General features: G+C 71.2%; 10 protein-coding genes. 2 read left to right on the top strand and 8 right to left on the bottom strand.

Features of this window, described 5'->3' with window-relative positions:
• Window position 1: 1 nt before the first annotated feature.
• The 8 genes from ACO1BR_RS11120 to ACO1BR_RS11085 form a co-directional block, all read right to left on the bottom strand.
• Window positions 2-6,658 carry an eCIS core domain-containing protein gene (locus tag ACO1BR_RS11120; protein WP_426794867.1) on the bottom strand — a complete coding sequence of 2,219 codons (6,657 nt, stop codon included), beginning with the start codon at window positions 6,656-6,658 and terminating at the stop codon, window positions 2-4.
• Window positions 6,655-7,062 carry a hypothetical protein gene (locus ACO1BR_RS11115; RefSeq protein WP_426794866.1) on the bottom strand — a complete coding sequence of 136 codons (408 nt, stop codon included), beginning with the start codon at window positions 7,060-7,062 and terminating at the stop codon, window positions 6,655-6,657. Before ACO1BR_RS11115 ends, ACO1BR_RS11120 begins: the two co-directional genes overlap by 4 nt.
• Entirely contained in the window at window positions 7,053-9,110 is a 2,058-nt protein-coding gene (locus ACO1BR_RS11110; RefSeq protein ID WP_426794865.1) for an ATP-binding protein, read from the bottom strand. The genes ACO1BR_RS11115 and ACO1BR_RS11110 overlap by 10 nt, the downstream gene beginning before the upstream one ends.
• A gap of 33 nt (window positions 9,111-9,143) precedes the next feature.
• Window positions 9,144-10,199, bottom strand: a complete 1,056-nt coding sequence (locus ACO1BR_RS11105; RefSeq protein WP_426794864.1) for a DUF4255 domain-containing protein — start codon at window positions 10,197-10,199, stop codon at window positions 9,144-9,146.
• A gap of 202 nt (window positions 10,200-10,401) precedes the next feature.
• Window positions 10,402-11,244: a hypothetical protein gene (locus tag ACO1BR_RS11100; protein ID WP_426794863.1), complete on the bottom strand. Its 843-nt coding sequence runs from the start codon at window positions 11,242-11,244 to the stop codon at window positions 10,402-10,404.
• Window positions 11,237-11,992, bottom strand: a complete 756-nt coding sequence (locus ACO1BR_RS11095) for a hypothetical protein (protein WP_426794862.1) — start codon at window positions 11,990-11,992, stop codon at window positions 11,237-11,239. The genes ACO1BR_RS11100 and ACO1BR_RS11095 overlap by 8 nt, the downstream gene beginning before the upstream one ends.
• Before the next feature lie 187 nt (window positions 11,993-12,179).
• Window positions 12,180-12,704: a phage tail protein gene (locus ACO1BR_RS11090; protein ID WP_159508453.1), complete on the bottom strand. Its 525-nt coding sequence runs from the start codon at window positions 12,702-12,704 to the stop codon at window positions 12,180-12,182.
• A gap of 78 nt (window positions 12,705-12,782) precedes the next feature.
• A complete protein-coding gene (locus ACO1BR_RS11085; RefSeq protein WP_426794861.1) occupies window positions 12,783-14,630 on the bottom strand; it encodes a phage tail sheath family protein in 1,848 nt (615 codons plus the stop codon).
• Window positions 14,631-15,408: 778 nt separating this feature from the next.
• Here ACO1BR_RS11085 and sucC point away from each other — a divergent pair.
• The gene (gene sucC / locus ACO1BR_RS11080; RefSeq protein WP_426794860.1) at window positions 15,409-16,587 is read left to right on the top strand and encodes an ADP-forming succinate--CoA ligase subunit beta; all 1,179 of its coding nucleotides are present in this window, start codon (window positions 15,409-15,411) and stop codon (window positions 16,585-16,587) included.
• A gap of 21 nt (window positions 16,588-16,608) precedes the next feature.
• Window positions 16,609-17,493 (top strand): succinate--CoA ligase subunit alpha, encoded by an 885-nt coding sequence (gene sucD / locus ACO1BR_RS11075; RefSeq protein WP_426794859.1) that lies wholly within the window; start codon window positions 16,609-16,611, stop codon window positions 17,491-17,493.
• The last annotated feature ends 66 nt before the right edge of the window (window positions 17,494-17,559 follow it).

Genomic DNA, 17,559 nt, shown 5'->3' with positions numbered 1-17,559 from the left:
CTCAATCCTCTCTTTTTGTTTTGTTCCAGTATTTTATCAGCATTTTTTCTATCTCGGGGTCGTAATCGATGATCTTGAGTCTGGCTAGCTTTTCGTAATGACTGATGAATCCCTGCACGAGGTAGGGGTAGAGCTTCTTCTCTTTATCGAGATAGAGTAAGTATGTCTCGAAGTCCCGTTCGACGGCCTTTGTCAGGTTCTTCGAGTCTGCCAGTATCTGGGCTTTCGTGTTCTTTTCCAGATAGGTGCGCGATACCTCCTTGTGGAGCCAGATGGGGAGATATACGGCATGGGCCTCGTTGTAGGCCTGCTGGGCTCCCTTGCCGCGAGTCCTTCGAGTCTTCCCCTTGTTCTTCCCCCTCTTGATTACGACGTCGATCATTTCCAGCCCCTCATTCCGGTAGTGCTCTTCCAGTTCAGCCTCCTGCTGCTCCGAAAGTGGCCGGCCTCCCTGTTTGTCGATCATTTGTTGCCGTGCTTCATTGCGCTTCGCCTGAATGATGGCGGCGCCGGAGGGTATGTGGTCAGGGGTGAATTTCTCGTCCTCGTCCTTGCCCTTATTCCACTCCCCATACTTGCGCTTCTTTGCATCCTGCCAGCTGAGGGACTCGCCCTCTTTCGGGTATCCAGTGCCATGGCCGACAGGGACGCTTTCCATGATGGCCGCCAACTGGGGGGAGAGGCCGGCACCTCGTTTGTTCCTTTCCGGATCTGTTTCCTCTGGTTGCCTGGCGGTGGTATTTCCGTGCTGTGGCTGCTGCTGGTGCCCGCGCGCGGCAGCAGGCGGAGTTTGAGGTGCTTCCCCTGTTTGCCCGTTGGCAGGAATCTGCTGTGTCTCGTAATCCCCTTCGGATTCTTCGGGGTTGAGGTGCGCCAGGATGTCGCCGGTCCTGTCGCCGTGCATGGTCAGGGAGGTGAGCCGGTACCAGAGGCGCAGTCCGGCCAGGGATGCGCGCATCACCGGGCGAACGACACCTTTGTCCAGCAGTGCGCCCACCTTGGGCTTGAGTCGCGCTGAAATCTTCTGGAGCCGTTGCTCCTTCGACTCCTTCGACTTCTCCTTCTTCTTCCGCTCCTCGCGGCGCCGCTTCTTCTGTTCCGCGCGGTGCTTCTTGTGGTCCCGCATGTGGTCCCGCTTCTTCCTGAAGAAGTCGCGGGCCTTCTTGGCGCCGTTCTTGAGGGCCTTGCCGAGTTTGGACTTGCGGAGTTTCTTGCCCAGGGCCTTGCCGGCGTTGCGGACCTTCTTGAGGGCGGACTTGACCTTGCCCTTGATCTTTTTGAGGGCGCGGCCCAGGGGGGACTTGGGCTGGCGGGGCCTGGTGCGCTTGGGGGCTTCGGTTTCCTTTTTCTTCTTGGAGGATGCGGGCTTCTTCTCCGGTTCGTGCTCGGGCTTGTGCTCCGGGGGCTTCTCCTCGTGCTCCTTCTTGGGGGTCCTGGTGCCCGGTTCCTCCTTGGCGGGCTTCTTGGGGTCCGGGGTGTGCTCGTTCTCCGGCTTCTTGGGGTCCGGGTGCTTCTTCGGGTCCTCCGCGTCGCGTTGGCGCTTGGCGGCGTCCTCCTCGCGGCGGTGGTCGCGTTCGTGGTTGGGGGTGCGGCTGTTGGGGCGGTCGTGGGAGGTGGCGGGGCCCTTGGAGCCGGGGTGGGTGGTGGGGTGGTGTTCGGTGGAGGCGCCGGGGCGGGTGGGGACCTTGGGGCCCTTCGGTTTAGCGGCGCCGGTGGGTTTGCGGAGCGCCTGGGTGGCCTTGCGGACGGCGCCGCGGGCGCGGTTGACGGCGTTGCCGGCCGCCTTGCGGGCGCCCTTGCCGGCTTTCTTGAGGCCCTTCATGATTTTTTGGGCGATGCCCTTGAGGCGGGTGCCGACGCCCTTGGCGGCGCGGCCGAGGCGGGCCAGGAGGAGGTTGGTGATGAGTTCGAGGAGGGCGACGACGCCGGCGGCGACGGCTTCGGCGAAGAGGCATGCGGCGGGGCCGGACTTCACCGCCTTGAGGAAGGCGAAGAACTTGCCGAAGGCGGCGAGGATCGCGCTGATGGACTGCCAGGCGGCCATCAGCCCCTGGATGATGGTGAGGATCGCGCCGGCCGCGGGGATGATCATCGAGACGACCTTCTCGATGACGAGCTGGGCGATCATCATCGGGAGGGCCGCGATCACCGCGTCCCACGCCATCTTGCCGATCTGCTTCAAGGACATGCAGCCCTTGATCAGGACGTTGATGACGGCCTTGCCGAGGCCGAGGATGCCCTCGACCTTGGTGTCGAACCACTGCTTGACGGCGGTCTTGATGGCGCCCCAGAGGTGTTCCTGGATACCGGTCTTGGCGGCGCTGCCGGCCTTGGACAGCCAGCCGCCCGGGTCCGGGGCGATGTCCGCGACGAGGGCGGCGAACTGGCCGAGTGCCTGGATCGCGGCCTCGGCGAACTTGAGGGCGCCGACGATGGCGTCGCGGTAGATCTTGATGGCGGCCTTGAGGCCCGCCTCCAGGACGTTGAGGAGGGCGTTGAGCCCGGCCGCGAGGGCGTCGAGGAGGTCGTTGACGGCCTTCTTGAGGCCCTCGGCGAGCTTGTTGACCGTGTCGATGGCCTTGTCGCGCAGGTCGTTGATGGCCTTGCGGAACTTGTCGCGGAGTTCCGGGAAGGCGGCCAGCAGGACGTCACCGATGGCGATGAGCGCGTCGGCGACCGCGTTGATGGCCTTGACGGCGAAGTCGCGGACCGCGTCGATCGCCTTGTTCGCCCAGTCCTTGAAGGTGTCGATGACGCTGTTGATGGCCTTGCGGGCCGCGTCGAAGACCTTGGTGACCGCGTCCAGCAGGCCCTTGAAGAAGTCGCCGACGGCACTGATGAGGCCGCCGAGGAGGCTGTCGGAGTCCTTCTTCTTCTCTTCCTTCTTCTTCTCGGCGTCCTTCTCGGCCTGGTCGGCCTTGTCGCCGATGTCCTTGTTGTCACTGTTCTTGCGGTCCTCGACCTCCTTGTCCTTGCCGTCGCGCTCCTTGGTTATCTTGTCGTTGCCGTCCTTGTGCTCCTTGTCGGTGTCCTTGTCGGCATCGTCGATCTTCTTGTCCTGCTCGTCGCGCCAGTTCTGACGCTCCGTCCTGGCCTGGTCGGCGACCCGGCCGCGTTCGGCGGTCTGCTGGTCGGCGTTGTGGGAGACCTCGGCGTCGATCTCCTGCTGCTTCTGCTGCTTGGCCTTCTGCTCGCCCTGCTGCTGGTCCTTCTCCTTGCCGGCCACCTCGGTCCGCGCCTGGCCCGTGGCGCTCTTGATGTCCCCGCCGCGCTCCTGCTTGGCCACCGCCCCGGCACCCGGCTTCGGCGCACCACCGGGCGCCGCGCCACCACCGGCCCCAGCAGGAGTCCGGCCGCCCAGGGCCTTCCCCTGGAGTTCCTCCTTGGGCGCGTTCGGGAAGATCCTGTCCTCGCCCAGCGACTTGGACGCGTCCGCCCGGCCGGTGTCCTGGATCTTGCCCTGCTTCTCCTTGAGCTTCTCCGCCTGCTTGTCCGTACGCTGCGGATCGCTCTCCCCCTCCAGCTTGATTTTGGGGGCCGGCCCGACCGTCTTGTTGCGCAGCTCGGGGTCGGTCGTCGGAACCTGGTCGGCCGCCGCCGCCACGCTCTGGGCGTCCTCGGCCGTCATCTTGTCGTCCTTGGCGGGCGGCAGCGTCGGCGTCTGGATGTTGTCGGTCGGCTTGGCGCCCTCGGCCTTCTCGCTCCCCTTGGCCCGCTGCTTGTCGCCCTGGTCCTCGGGGCCCAGTCGTTCCAGCTGCCCGGTGACCGGAGTCTCGGCGGCCTCCTCCTGCGGAGGTCCCGACTGGGTCTGCGGAGCCCCCGAAGGCCGTTCACGCTTCGGCGGGTTCGCAGCCAGCCGCTGCTGCTCGTCGTTGACCTTCTTGTCCGCCGCGCCGTCCAGCCCCGGCAGCGCCTCCTGCGCCTGGTCCGGGGCCAGCTGACCGACCGTGTCCAGCGCCGACTGCGGATCCTGCGACGAGACGTCCGGCGGCGGCTCCTTCTTCTCCTCGGCGCCCTGCGCGCCCCCGCCGCCCCCGCCGCACGCGCCGCCCTCCTGCTTCTCGGCAGCCGGCTCCGGCGGCGCGCACCCCCCGCCGTCCTTCTCCAGCGAGGCGTCCGGCTGCGCCTTCGCCCCCTCCGGCGCCGGCGCGCCCATCTTCCCGGGATCGTCGGCCTGTTCGGCCGCCGGGCTCACCGCCGCCTGGGCGACCGACGGCGCCCCACCGGGTCCGGCGGCCGCCGACGGCAGGGCAGCCGGCTCGCTCCCGCCCACCGGCCCGCCGGGCGCCGCACCCGGCCCGGCCTCCTTCGGCACCGCGCTCTTCGCGGCCGGCGCCTCCCGCTCGGCCCGCACCGGCTCGGCACCCCGGCGCGCCGCGGGGGACGGATGCCGGTCCTCGCCCGGCGTACGGTCCGTGTGCGCACCGGCCGGCGGCGCCGACGCCGCGGCCGTACCGGACGACGCCGACGCATCCGCACCGGCCCCCGCAGCACCGTCCGTCGGAACCCCAGCCGGCTTCCCGGCCGCCGCCCCCTCCGGCTGCCCCGGCGCCTCCCGCTTCTCCTCCTGGGCGTCCTGCTCCTTCTTCTCCGCCTGCTCGTCCTGGGCTTCCTTGGCGTCGGGCGCCTCTTCGCCGCTGCCGCCCTCCGCATCCCGGTCCGCGTCCTTGTCGTCCGCGTCCTGCTTGGCGCGGCGGGCGCCGTCCTCGCCCTGGTCCTGGGCCTGCTCCGGATCCCGCTTCTCCTCGGCCTCCGGCTCCTGGGCCTGCCGCTCATCGGCCTCCGGATCCGGACCCACCTCCTGCTCGACCGGCTTCTCCGGCTGGAGATCCTTCTCGGTACGGTCCCCCGCCTCGGCCGCCGGACCGTGCTCCGGCTGCGGTGCCTCGCCCTCGACCGGCCCCAGTTCCGCACCCGGTGCCTTGGTCTCGGCCTCCGGCTCGTCCTCGTGCTCCTCGTCGTCGGCCGCGTTCTCCCGCTGCTGCTCGACCTGCTCGGCCCGCGTGGGCGGGGGCGCGGGGAACGACGGCAGCGCGGCATCGGGCTGCTCGGCGGTCGGCACCGACGACACGTCCAGATCGGCGGCCGGAAGGAAGTCCTCCGGCTTCAGCTCCGCCTCGCCCGCACCCGGACCACCCCTGGCCGCCGAACCGGCGTCCCCGCCCGCGCCGATGTCCCGCTCGGCACCCGCCTCCAGCCCGACGGGCTGCTCCTCCTCGCGCGGCGGGCCGTCCTCCTCGTCCTTCTCGTTCAGCCCGTGCTCGGACAGCGCACTGTCGCGCTGATCGGCCCGCTCGTCGACCTTCTCCGGGCGGACCGGCCCCGGCTGCTCCTTCTTCTTCTTTTCGAGCTCCTCCTGCTTCGACCCGTCCGCCGGCTTCTTCGCGTCGTCCAGGCGCTTGCGCTTGTCGGCACCCGGGCGCATCGCCTGCTGCGGATCGGCCTCCTCGCGCTCCCGCTGCGCCTTGCGCTCCTCCTTCGTACGCTCGGCGCCGTCCTGAGACCGGTCGGCCCGCGCCGCGTCGGCCTGATCGGCCTCCTGGCGCTCCTGCCCCTGCTTCTCCTCGGCCTGCTGCTCCTGGTGCCTGGTGTCCGCGTTCTCCTCGGCGCGTACGTCCTCCTGCGCCGTGCGCTCGCCGGCCTCCTGCTTCTCCGCCGCCGCGTCGCGCTGCGCCCTGCTCTGCTCGCGGTCCCCCTGCTCCGCCTGTCCCTTGGCGTCCCGCTTCTCCTCGCCGGCGTCCTCGGCGCGCTGCTGCTCCGTCTGCGCGGCGCCCTGCGCACGCTGCTCGCGGGCGTCCCGCTCCTCCCGTACGAGGTCGAGGGCGTCCCATACCGGCTCCGGCGCCGGCGACGGCTGGAAACCCACCGGCAGCGCCTCGGACTCCGCCACCAGGTCCAGCAGCCGGTCGAACTCCGAGCTGAGCAGCCGCACTTCCAGCCGGTCCAGCACCGACTCCTGCAACTCCGGCGCCATCCGCGCCAGTTCCAGTCGCACCCGACCCGACCGGTCCTCCGGATCCCCCCGCAGCGACCGCAGCACCCCGTTCGCCAGCCGATCCACCAACGTCGCCGGATCCACCAGCTCCATCCGCCGCCGGTCCGCGTCCACCGTCGCGTACCGCAGCCACCCCGGTGTCGCCTGCCCCGGCTCCACCTCCGCCGCCGTCCCGCCGTCCCGTACGGCGCCCAGCATCGCCGCCCGCACGGACTCCTGCGCCGCCGCCTCCGCCTCCCGCTCCGCGGACTCCTGCGGCAGGCTCACCGCGCCCAGGTCCCGGCCCGCCCGCAGCGCCCCCAGACCGTGCGGATTCTGCACCGTGTGCAGCAACTCGTGCGCCAGCAGCCGCTGTCCGTCCGCCGTCCCCGGCCGGTAGGCGCCCTCCCGGAAGAAAATGTCCCGGCCCACCGCGAAGGCGTCCGCGCCCATCAGCTCCGCCAGCTGCCCCGAATCCCGGTCGGTGTGCAGCCGCACCTGGCCGAAGTCGTGGCCGAGCTGCTCCTCCAGTTCCCGCCGCACGCTCAGATCCAGCGGCTGCCCGGCTCCGCTGACGATGTTCTTCGGCTCCGGAACCGCAGACCTGCCCCGCTCCCGCCGCTTCCGGCGCTTCTCGTCACGGGCCGCCCGGGCATCCTGTGCCGCCGACTGCGCCGTACTCACCGGACCTCACCCCGCCCCGCGAGCCCCGCGTGCACGGCCCGGGCCAGCGCCTGCCCGATCCGCACCGGAGACGTGGTCGCCGGCAGCGGCGGCAGCCCGGCCAGCCCGTCCACCGCGACACCCGCCCCGTCGGCTGCCAGCGGCACCCCGCCCTCCCGCACCAGACGTGCCAACTCCCGTTGGAACGCGGCCGATACGCGCTCCGCGTCCACACCGGAGGCGAAACCGTCCAGGACCAGCTCCCCGATGTCGATCCGGACGCCGCCGACGGCATCCGGCCCGCCCGTCCCCGCCGGACGCGCCACCGCCTCCCCGGCCCCTGCGCCGCTCCCGTATCCGGCCGCTGAGCCACCCCCGTATCCGGCCCCGTAACCAGCCCCGAAACCGGCCTCGTTCACACCCATCCGTGGACCTCCGACGGCGTCAGGGAGCGCTCCAACTTCAGGTACTCGGTACGTGCGGCGGCCAGCATGTGGCGCATCTGGAGCCGGTCGCCCTCCTCCGCGGCCAAGAACGCCCCCGACAGCGCGATATTGCGGATCGACCCGCCCGCGACCGTCAGCTGCGCCAGCAGACCCGGCTCGATCCCCTTCATCGGCGCCTGCGACGGCAGCACCCGGCGCCAGATCTCGGCCCGCTCCCGCTCGGTCGGGAAGGGGAAGTCGACGACGAAGCGGATACGGCGCATGAAGGCCGAATCCAGCGCCTTCTTCATGTTGGTGGTGAGAACCGCCAGCCCCCGGTACGCCTCCATCCGCATCAGCAGATAGCTGACCTCCAGGTTCGCGTAGCGGTCATGGCTGTCCTTCACCTCGCTGCGCTTCCCGAACAGCGCGTCCGCCTCGTCGAAGAGCAGCAGCGCCCCACCCCGCTCGGCCGCGTCGAAGACCCGGCTCAGGTTCTTCTCCGTCTCACCGATGTACTTGCTGACCACCTGGGACAGATCGATGATGAACAGATCCAGCCCCAGCTCCCGGGCCATGACCTCGGCGGCCAGCGTCTTCCCCGTTCCGGAACCCCCCGCGAACAGCGCCGTCACCCCGAGACCGCTGCGCAGCGCCTTCGCGAACCCCCAGTCCTGATACACCGTGCTGCGCTGCCGCACATGCGCGACGACCTCCTGCAGGATCCGCAACTGCCGCTCGGCCAGCACCAGATCGTTCCAGCCCGCGCGCGGCTCGATCCGGCGGCCCAGCTCGTCCAGCCCCATCCGCGCCTCGGTCAGCCCCGCCTGCCAGGCCAGCTCGGCGGGGTCCGACGTCTCCGCAGCCGGCAGATCGCGCCGCACCGACGCGGCCGCCGACCGCACGACATGCGGCGGCAGCTGGAACTGGGCCACCAGGCCCGCTAAATGACGCTCCGTCACATCAGGCAGGTCCGCGAACGCCGCCGACCACACCCCCAGCTGCTCCTCGTCGGACAACCGCGGCACGGTCACCCGCTCCCCGCGCGGCTGCCCCGTCTGCCGCGGATCCTGGCCGGACACCACCAGCGGCACCGCCGCACCCGCGATGAACGCATCCGCCGCGGCATGCTGCTCCCGATCCATCTCCCCGACCTCGACGAGCAGGGCAGCCGGCAGCAGGATCGCCTCACGCTGCCACAGCCGCGCCAGCCGATCGCGTTCCGCCGCATCGGTCGGTACGTCGTCGGCGGCCATGGAGTAGAGCCCCAGCCCTGAACGGCGCGCCGCCACCGCCGCGATATCGGCCCGGGAACGGAGATCGCCACCGACCAGCTCGACCCGCAGCGGCGCATCCGGACCCACCCCCGTCCACCCCGCCGCGACCCGGCCCGCGGCCACCTCGTACGAGGGCGGCAGCTCCTCGGGCGCGGCGGTGCGGCGCAGCAGCCCGTGCAACCTCGCGTCCAGATACGGCGAACCGACGAGAAAGTGCAGGATCCGCTCGTCCAGCCGCAGCCGGCTGGTGGTCAGCCGGGTCTCGTCCTCCAGGTCGACCAGCCGCCAGCGGCGCAGCGGGGCGACGGGCGTGAGCGCACTCCAGTGCGGCTCACCCAGCGCCGCCAGGGCGAGCGAGAACGTCGGATGCGCACGGGCCGGATCGCCACTGGCCGCGGCGCAGCGCGCACCGGTCGTCGGATCCAGCTCGGCCGCGGCCGTGAGCAGCACGACCTCCTGCTCGAACCGCGTGAGCCCGAAACAGGCGGTGAGCACATCGAGCGCGCGGGGGGAGGGGAGGGCGGGTGCGGGTGCGGAGAGGGAGGGTGCGGGGGAAGAGGGGGAAATGGGGGAGGGAGGTGTGGGGGAGGGGGTGTCGTGGGGGGTGTCCGGCTCCGTCGGCGTGGCCCTGCGGGCGCGGGCGGCATGGGCGTCCAGGCGCGCGAGTACGGCCCGCACGGCCGCGGCCAGCGCCGCGCCGTCCGCCTCGCCGCCGGCTCCGCCGTCCGCCGCCCCGAACGCCCCCGGACCGCTCGTACCGCTGCCTGTCATGTCCCTCTCCGCCCCCGTGCCGCGCACCGCGTCTCAGCTCCCCCCGCCGTCGGTACGGCCCGCGCCGCCCGTATCGCCCGCCTCGCCCGAACCGCCGCCCGCCGCCTTGCGCGGCCGGTTGCGGGTGCGTGCCGCCGGACGTCCCGCAGCACTTTCGGCGGCGCCTGCGGCTGTGTCTCCGCCCGACCTCGCGGTCGAACTTCTCCTGGTCGCTGGGGACTTGGCGGATCGCCCACCCGGCGCCTTCTTCACGGCCCGCGTCGCGGGGGCGGTCGCCCCGCCGGCGGAGGGAGCCTCGCCGCCGGCGGGGCCCTCGCCCCCGGCGCCGTCCGTGCGGGTATCCACGGCCGCCGTGCCCGACGTCCCCGCCAGCGGCACCGCCTTCGCCGCCTTGGCCGTCTTCGCCGTCCCCGGTGGGGCCTCCGTTCCCACCGGCGTGTCCGTCACCTCCGGTGCCACCGGCGGCAGCGGCACTTCCGGCGGCACCTCCGGCACCACCGTCACCTCCGGACGCCGCACCGGGCGCGCCGGGGCCGGCTTCTGATGGCCGTCCAGCAGCACCAGCGACGCCTGGTAGACCACCGAGAGGGCGTACGGCGTGTTGTTGAGCATCCCCCAGAGCTTGGAGGTCTCGTCCACATCCATCTGGGTCGGCGTGAAGCGCACCTTCTGGGGCGACTCGGCCAGGTCGCTCCCCGCCAGATAGGGCCGTTCGGTCGCCTCCACGATCAACTCCCGTGGCAGCACGGGGATTTCGTGCAGGGTCCGCACCACGCTCCCGATCAGCCGCTGTCCGACCAGCTCCTGCTCCTCCCCGTACGCGCTGATCAGGAAGTGGAGGTCGATCGCCGCGGCGGGCCGCTTCAGCAGTGTGCCGTCGGAGGCACGGGTGACCAGGTCGTTGTTGCGCATCGAGGAGTTGTGGGTGACCTGGTACAGGAACACGGTGATCGTCGGGTCCGTCGGCGGATCGGACGGCGGCTTGCGCGTCTCCACCGACACGGCCATGTCGATCTCGGGATGGAGGTTGTGCTCGATCAGCAGCGCGAGTGCCTGTGTGACCGTCGCGACCGCGAGTGCGTTGCTCATGACGTCCGTCCCCCCGAAACCGGCCCCGACCGCGCCACCCCGCGCATTCCCGTCTCGCGCATCCCCGCCCCGTTCACCGGCGGCCCGTTCACGGGTGTCCCACCCGCCGGTGCCCCGCTCGCCGGCGCCCCCATCGCCCGCACTCCCACCCGCAGTCGCACTCGCACGCGCACTCCCGCTCCCTCTCCCGCCCGTAACCCCGTCACGTCGGCCGCTCCCCGCGCGCCAGATAGTCCGCGAGCGTCAGTGACGGCGCGCGCCGCTCCGCGCGCGCCGGCCGGCCGCCCGCCGCGGGCCGTTCCGCACCGGCCGCACTGACCTCCAGCCGGCCGATCTGCACATGCACCACCCGCTCGGCGGGGCCGCGCTGCCCGCGCCGCCCGCCGGGCGCGGCCCGCGGCACGGGTGTACGGGCCGACGGCAGTACGTCCGCCCGCGGACGCAGCACGGCGACCGGCCCGTCGGACGCGTCCGCCGTTCCCGACGCGCCCGCCGGGGACGCCGCCGCCCGGCCCGCCGCGGTGCGCTCCGCGCCCGCCGCCCCGGTCCGCCCGCGTGCCCGGACGCTCTCGGCGGCAGCGGCCCGCAACCCGGGGTCCGGCGCGGCCGCCGGCCGCAGCAGCGGGCTCGCGTCCGGTCCGGTCGTCCGCCCGGCGTCCGCCGGGTCCGCCCGCGCCACCTCGCCGCGCAGCACGGTCTCCCGCTCGCTGATGGTGTGGATCTCCCGCTCGTACCGCGGCTGTTCGCCCGCGTACGGTGTGGCCGGCCCGGCCGCCGCCCGCGGATACAGCGGCTCGGTCCCGCCGTCCTCGCCGGCCCCGGCGCCGCGCAGCGCCTCCACCCGCTCGAACGGCCCCGGCAGCCGCGGCTGTACCAGCACCCGCCGGCCCCCGTCGGGACGGCCGGGTGCCCCGCCGTGCCCGCCCGGCCCCCCGAAGGGGTCGCCGGGGCCCGTCGGTACCGGCGCGTACCGCGCCAGCAGCCGGCCGAAGTAGTCGCCGGACTCACCGGACCTGCCCGACTCGCCGGGCATCTGCTCAGACATCCGCGCACAGCTCCAGGTAGTAGCGGCGGCGCAGCGGGCTCAGCGCCAGGATCTCGGGCTCGCTCCAGCCGTAGGCCGAGGCGAGCAGATGGACGTCGAGGAGCACGTCCCGCGCCCAGGCGTCCAACTCGGTCCACAGGTACGCGGCGATGTCCAGCTCCGCCGGGGTGGCCGCGCCGCACTCGGGGCAGGCGATGTTCAGCGTCAACTCCGCTCCGGGGTCGGCCTGTTCGGACGCCCTGGCGAAGCGATCGAGCACCGTTGCGGGCAGCTGCCCGATCTCGTCCGCCGACGCCTTCCGGCCGCCCCGCACGGCCGAGACCGCACAGCGCGCGGCCAGCCGCCGCCGGGCGTCGGCCTCGTCCGCCGCAACGGCCGACACGGCGGCGAGATCCGCGGCGCCGGGCAGCCGGAACGCCACCTCCCACTCGCCCTCCGCTACCCGCAGTCCGCCCTCGGGCAGCAGCGGGCGGGTGGCGCCCAACTCCCGTGCGTCCAGCTCGAACTCCATCGCCGCACCGCACTCCGCCCGGGCGCAGTCGATCTTCACCTGCATCCGGTCGCCGAACAGCGCCCGGCGCAGGGCGAAGAGATCGGCCGCCCGCTCCCCGAGCGGCACCGACAGCAGTGCGTCGGTGTCCGCCCCGGGCCGGGCCGCGCGGTGCAGCAGCAGGGCCCGGCCGGCGCTCTGCCGGTCCAGCCCGGCCTCCCAGGTGGCCAGCAGTTCCGCGGGCCCCGTGACCGCCATTCCTCACCTCGTCCCGCTGCCTGTGCCGTTGCCTCGTGCCTGCGCGAGGCCGTTGCCCCGTTCCTGTGGTCGCGTGGGCCGTCGCCCCGCACAGCCGAGTTGCCCGTCACACCGGACAGCCGAGTTGCCTGTCACAGCGGACAACCGAGCTGCCCGTCCGCCCCCGCACAGTCGAGTCGCCTGCCCCTCACGCCGGATGTGTGAAGGACGGTTCCTGGGGTTCGGGGACCTCGTAGTCGCGCTCCCAGCCCTCGCATTCGAGCTTGAGGCTCTGGATGGCGACGGCGTTGGCGTTGGCGTCCATCTCGCCCAGGACCTGGTACTCGCTCGGCCAGGAGCGGTAGATCTTGTGCGAGACGGCGACCTGGCCGGCTTCGTTGAGGACCTGGATGACGATGTCCTTGCGGAAGTCGGCGAGCGAGACCTCGGAGCCGAGGCCGGCGCCGACCTGCCAGACCTTGTTGGCCCAGCGGTCGAACTCCGGGTCGTGGGTCACCCCGCGCTCCAGGGTGATGCCCTCGAACTCGGAGCGGCCCGGGGACTTGCGCGGTGAGCTGGGGTCGCCGCCGTTGCGGTGCTTGACGACCTCGGTGGTGCGCTTCAGCGGGCTGATCTTGCTGACCCCCGCGACCGTACGGCCGTCCCACAGCACCAGGAACTTGAAGTTCTTGTACGGGTCGAAGCGATGGGCGTTGATCTGAAACTCAGCCATCGGAATCCTTCACGTCCTTTGCCTGCACTGTGCCTGCATGTCCTGTGCCTGCACGTCCTGTGCCTTCGCGTCCCTGGGCTAGAGGTCGAACTGCCCGGCCAGCTGCTGGATCTTGACGATCACGAACTCGGCCGGCCTGACGGGCGCGATGCCGACCACGACGTTCACGATCCCGTTCTCGATGTCCGCCTCCGTCGTCGTGTCCTTGTCGCACTTGACGAAGTACGCCTGCCGCGGCGTGCCGCCCTTGAAGGCGCCCTTCTCGAAGAGGGAGTGCAGATACGCCGAGGCGTTCAGCCGGATCTGCTGCCAGAGTTGCTCGTTGTTCGGCTCGAAGACGACCCACTGGAGGCCGCGCAGCAGGCTCTCCTCCACGTGGAGGGCCAGCCGGCGCACCGGTACGTACTTCCACTCGCTGTCCAGCGCGTCCGCGCCCGCCAGCGTGCGGGCGCCCCAGACCAGCGGGCCGACCACCGGGAAGGTACGCAGGCAGTTGATGCCGAGCGGGTTCAGCAGCCCGTTCTCGCGGTCCGTCAGCTTCACCGTCAGGGCGTGCACCCCCGCCAGCCGCGCCCCGGTGCCCGCCGGCGCCTTCCACACCCCGCGCTCGCCGTCCGTACGGGCGATGACGCCGGCGACGGCGCCGCACGGCGGGAAGGAGCGCAGCCGGCCGGTGAGCGGGTCGGTGAGCTGGAGGTGCGGGAAGTACAGCGCGGAGTGGTTGCCGCGGACCGGGTCGAAGGCGCCGATGCCGGCCCGGGCGGCGTCCACGCTGCCCCAGGCGGCGGGCGCGTCGGCGAGCAGGAACATCCGCCGCTCCGTGCACAGCCGCTCGGCCGCCGAGAGCACCGTGAGCATGTCGTCGACGGACTCGTACGAGGCCAGTTCGGGCAGGGCGAGCAGATTGACGTCGGGGACGTCGCGCAGCGCCTGGAGGCCGCTCTTGCGGGCCTCGCTGCCGATGATGTCGCGCGGTCCCGGCGGGTCGCCGTCCTCGCCGCCGCACAGTGCGAAGACCGGCGGGTTGACGGACGCCTCCAGGCCCAGGTCGTTGGCGCACTCGCCGAGGAAGCGGACCACGTCGTCGGGGTCGGTGGAGCCGGCGACGACCTGGATGCGGCGGCCGAAGGCGGTGACCTGGGTGCCCGCGAAGGCGTGCTTGCCCGGGGCGTCCGGCAGGGACCGCAGCTTGTGCTCCAGGAGCAGCGCCAGGTCGGTGACGTCGCACGGCGCCGGGCCGTCGCAGTCCGGGTCGTAGAGCGTGAACTCGCGCTCCACCTCGCCGATCTTCACCGTCAAGTCGACGTTCAGGTCGGGCAGTTCGCGATGGAACGCCTTGGAGACGGTGCCGGACGGGTCGGGGCGGCCCTCGCCGACCACGGCCACCCGGATCAGCGCGGAGCCGGCGTTGACCACCGTCTCGGCGTACCGGCCGTCGCCGGGATCCATGGACAGGCCGGAGAAGGACTCCCGGGCGGAGCCGTGCGCGTCGAGCACCTGGAGGTTGAAGGTGTCGTCCGGGCACGGGCAGTCGTGGTCGACGGCGACCCGCAGGCCGTCGCCCCAGATGCCCGGCTCCTTGGCGTGCACCTCCAGTACGGGGCACTGGCTGTGGCCCTCGGTGGACTCCAGGGTGACCTGGGCCTCCTTGCCGGTGCCGGCCCTGGCGACCCGGACGATCACCGCGACGGTGCCGCCGTTGCCGAAGAACTGGTGGACGGCGTACGCGACCGGGCTGCGCGAGGTCAGCCCGCCGAAGCGGCGCTCGAAGTCGGCGAAGCTGGTGATCTGTACCGGGTGGTTGAGCGGGCCGCGCCGGGTGTGGCCGACGAACGCGGTGACGGATGTCGTAACGGTGGTGATGCTGTGGATGCTGCTGGGAAGCTCTTCGACATAGACGCCGGGATAGGCCGTATGTGTCGGCATTCCCCCTCCAATCCCCTTAGGCACCGAGTGTGAGGACACCAAGAAATCGAGAACGCCGGGAGGGATGGTGGGAAGAAGGGGGAGGGAGGGCGGGTGTGGAAGAGCCCACGGCCGCGACCGGTCGGTTCCGCAGCGGTCGTGCATCCCCCAGCACCCATCAAGTTCCCCCGTCTGCTCCCGGTGCAGAACGATCTGCCGACCGACCTGCACGGGACCAAGCCCGAAGCGCGACTCCGGCTTGTGACTCCTGATGCTTAAGTGCGCAACGCAGTCTCCGCCGTGGGGAGTTGAGGGGTCAAGAGGGCGATCCGGACACCCTGTGCGGAGGTGTTGTGCGGCCCTTGCGCACCTTCTCTCCAAGCGGATTCCCGCGTACCCGGAACCGGAACCGCGTCGGACGGGGCGCCCGGGTGCCGCCGCCCCCGCGCGCGAACGGCGCACGGCATCGGAGTGCACGGCGGATGGCGACACGGCCGCCGCGCCGTGATCGGCAACCGGCGGAATATGTCCTGCAACCCGTCGGTGGCATCCGGAAATGCGACGGAGAGCTAACGTGGCTTAAAGATCTGTGACCGTAATCACCGCCGGAGTGTGATCTGCGATTTAGGGCCGCGCGTCCTGCGGCGATAACCTGCGAGACGGACATGCCGCGTATCCGGACACCGTGTATACGCCTCCCCTGTGACAGCGCCGTCACGTTGCCCTTCGCGGCACGCCCATCGCAGACAACGAACCGCGATCACTACGGCGATTCTGAGAAGACAAGGGACGGACGCGCGTGGACCTGTTCGAGTACCAGGCGAGGGACCTCTTCGCCAAGCACGGTGTACCGGTGCTGGCCGGTGAAGTCATCGACACGCCTGAGGGGGCCCGCGCGGCGACCGAGCGCCTTGGCGGCAAGTCGGTCGTCAAGGCGCAGGTGAAGGTCGGTGGCCGCGGCAAGGCCGGCGGCGTGAAGCTGGCCGCCACGGCGGACGAGGCCGTCGCCCGCGCGACGGACATCCTCGGCATGGACATCAAGGGCCACACGGTCCACAAGGTGATGATCGCGGAGACGGCTCCGGAGATCGCCGACGAGTACTACGTCTCGTACCTCCTCGACCGCACCAACCGCACCTTCCTGGCCATGGCCTCGGTCGAGGGCGGCGTGGAGATCGAGGAAGTCGCGGCGAAGACGCCCGAGAAGCTCGCGAAGGTCCCGGTCGACGCCAACGAGGGCGTCTCGATCGAGAAGGCCCGCGAGATCGTGGCGCAGGCGCAGTTCCCGGCCGACGTCGCCGAGCAGGTCGCCGAGATCATGGTGACCCTGTGGGAGACCTTCATCAAGGAGGACGCCCTCCTCGTCGAGGTCAACCCGCTGGCCAAGGTCGCCGACGGCCGCGTCATCGCGCTCGACGGCAAGGTCTCCCTCGACGAGAACGCCGAGTTCCGCCAGGCGGAGCACGCGGCCCTGGAGGACAAGGCCGCGGCCAACCCGCTGGAGGCCGCCGCCAAGGCCAAGGGCCTGAACTACGTCAAGCTCGACGGCCAGGTCGGCATCATCGGCAACGGCGCGGGTCTCGTCATGAGCACCCTGGACGTCGTCGCCTACGCCGGCGAGAACCACAGCGGCGTCAAGCCCGCCAACTTCCTCGACATCGGCGGCGGCGCCTCCGCCGAGGTCATGGCGAACGGCCTGGAGATCATCCTCGGCGACCCGGACGTGAAGTCCGTGTTCGTCAATGTCTTCGGCGGTATCACCGCGTGCGACGAGGTCGCCAACGGCATCGTGCAGGCCCTGGAGCTCCTGAAGTCCAAGGGCGAGAACGTCACCAAGCCGCTGGTCGTCCGCCTCGACGGCAACAACGCGGAGCTGGGTCGCAAGATCCTCTCGGACGCCAACCACCCGCTGGTGCAGCGTGTGGACACGATGGACGGTGCGGCCGACAAGGCCGCCGAGCTGGCCGCGGCCAAGTAAGGGACGAGGACTCCAACAACCATGGCTATCTTCCTCACCAAGGACAGCAAGGTCATCGTCCAGGGGATGACCGGTGCCACCGGCATGAAGCACACCAAGCTGATGCTCGGTGACGGCACCAACATCGTCGGCGGCGTCAACCCGCGCAAGGCAGGCACCGAGGTCGACTTCGACGGCAACGCCGTCCCGGTCTTCGGCTCCGTCAAGGAGGCGATGGAGAAGACGGGCGCCAACGTCTCCGTCCTCTTCGTCCCGCCGGCCTTCGCCAAGGCCGCCGTCGTCGAGGCGATCGACGCCGAGATCCCGCTGGCCGTCGTCATCACCGAGGGCATCGCGGTGCACGACTCCGCCGCCTTCTGGGCGTACGCGAAGGCCAAGGGCAACAAGACCCGCATCATCGGCCCGAACTGCCCCGGCCTGATCACCCCCGGCCAGTCCAACGCCGGCATCATCCCGGGCGACATCACCAAGCCCGGCCGCATCGGTCTGGTGTCGAAGTCCGGCACGCTGACCTACCAGATGATGTACGAGCTGCGTGACATCGGCTTCTCCTCGGCCGTCGGCATCGGTGGCGACCCGGTCATCGGCACCACCCACATCGACGCCCTGGAGGCGTTCGAGGCCGACCCCGACACCGACCTGATCGTGATGATCGGCGAGATCGGCGGCGACGCCGAGGAGCGCGCGGCCGACTTCATCAAGGCCAACGTCACCAAGCCGGTCGTCGGCTACGTCGCGGGCTTCACCGCGCCCGAGGGCAAGACGATGGGCCACGCCGGCGCCATCGTGTCCGGCTCGTCCGGCACCGCCCAGGCGAAGAAGGAGGCCCTGGAGGCCGCGGGCGTGAAGGTCGGCAAGACCCCGTCCGAGACCGCGCTGCTGGCCCGCGAGATCCTCGGCGGCTGACGGCTCCCGAGGCGGCACCGCCGATATGACGGCCGTGGGCCCGTGCCCCCAGGGGTGCGGGCCCAC

The organism is Streptomyces sp. YGL11-2, from assembly GCF_050054615.1.
GTDB lineage: Bacteria > Actinomycetota > Actinomycetes > Streptomycetales > Streptomycetaceae > Streptomyces.
The sequence above is the reverse complement of the archived record's forward strand: the minus strand, read 5'-3'. Positions and strand labels throughout refer to the sequence as shown.

Excerpts from the sequence above, each read along its gene's own strand:
- ACO1BR_RS11115 (WP_426794866.1), bottom strand. The coding sequence starts at position 7,062 with ATGGGTGTGAACGAGGCCGGTTTCGGGGCTGGTTACGGGGCCGGATAC.
- ACO1BR_RS11110 (WP_426794865.1), bottom strand. The coding sequence starts at position 9,110 with ATGACAGGCAGCGGTACGAGCGGTCCGGGGGCGTTCGGGGCGGCGGAC.
- ACO1BR_RS11105 (WP_426794864.1), bottom strand. The coding sequence starts at position 10,199 with ATGAGCAACGCACTCGCGGTCGCGACGGTCACACAGGCACTCGCGCTG.
- ACO1BR_RS11100 (WP_426794863.1), bottom strand. The coding sequence starts at position 11,244 with ATGTCTGAGCAGATGCCCGGCGAGTCGGGCAGGTCCGGTGAGTCCGGC.
- ACO1BR_RS11095 (WP_426794862.1), bottom strand. The coding sequence starts at position 11,992 with ATGGCGGTCACGGGGCCCGCGGAACTGCTGGCCACCTGGGAGGCCGGG.
- ACO1BR_RS11090 (WP_159508453.1), bottom strand. The coding sequence starts at position 12,704 with ATGGCTGAGTTTCAGATCAACGCCCATCGCTTCGACCCGTACAAGAAC.
- ACO1BR_RS11085 (WP_426794861.1), bottom strand. The coding sequence starts at position 14,630 with ATGCCGACACATACGGCCTATCCCGGCGTCTATGTCGAAGAGCTTCCC.
- sucD (WP_426794859.1), top strand. The coding sequence starts at position 16,609 with ATGGCTATCTTCCTCACCAAGGACAGCAAGGTCATCGTCCAGGGGATG.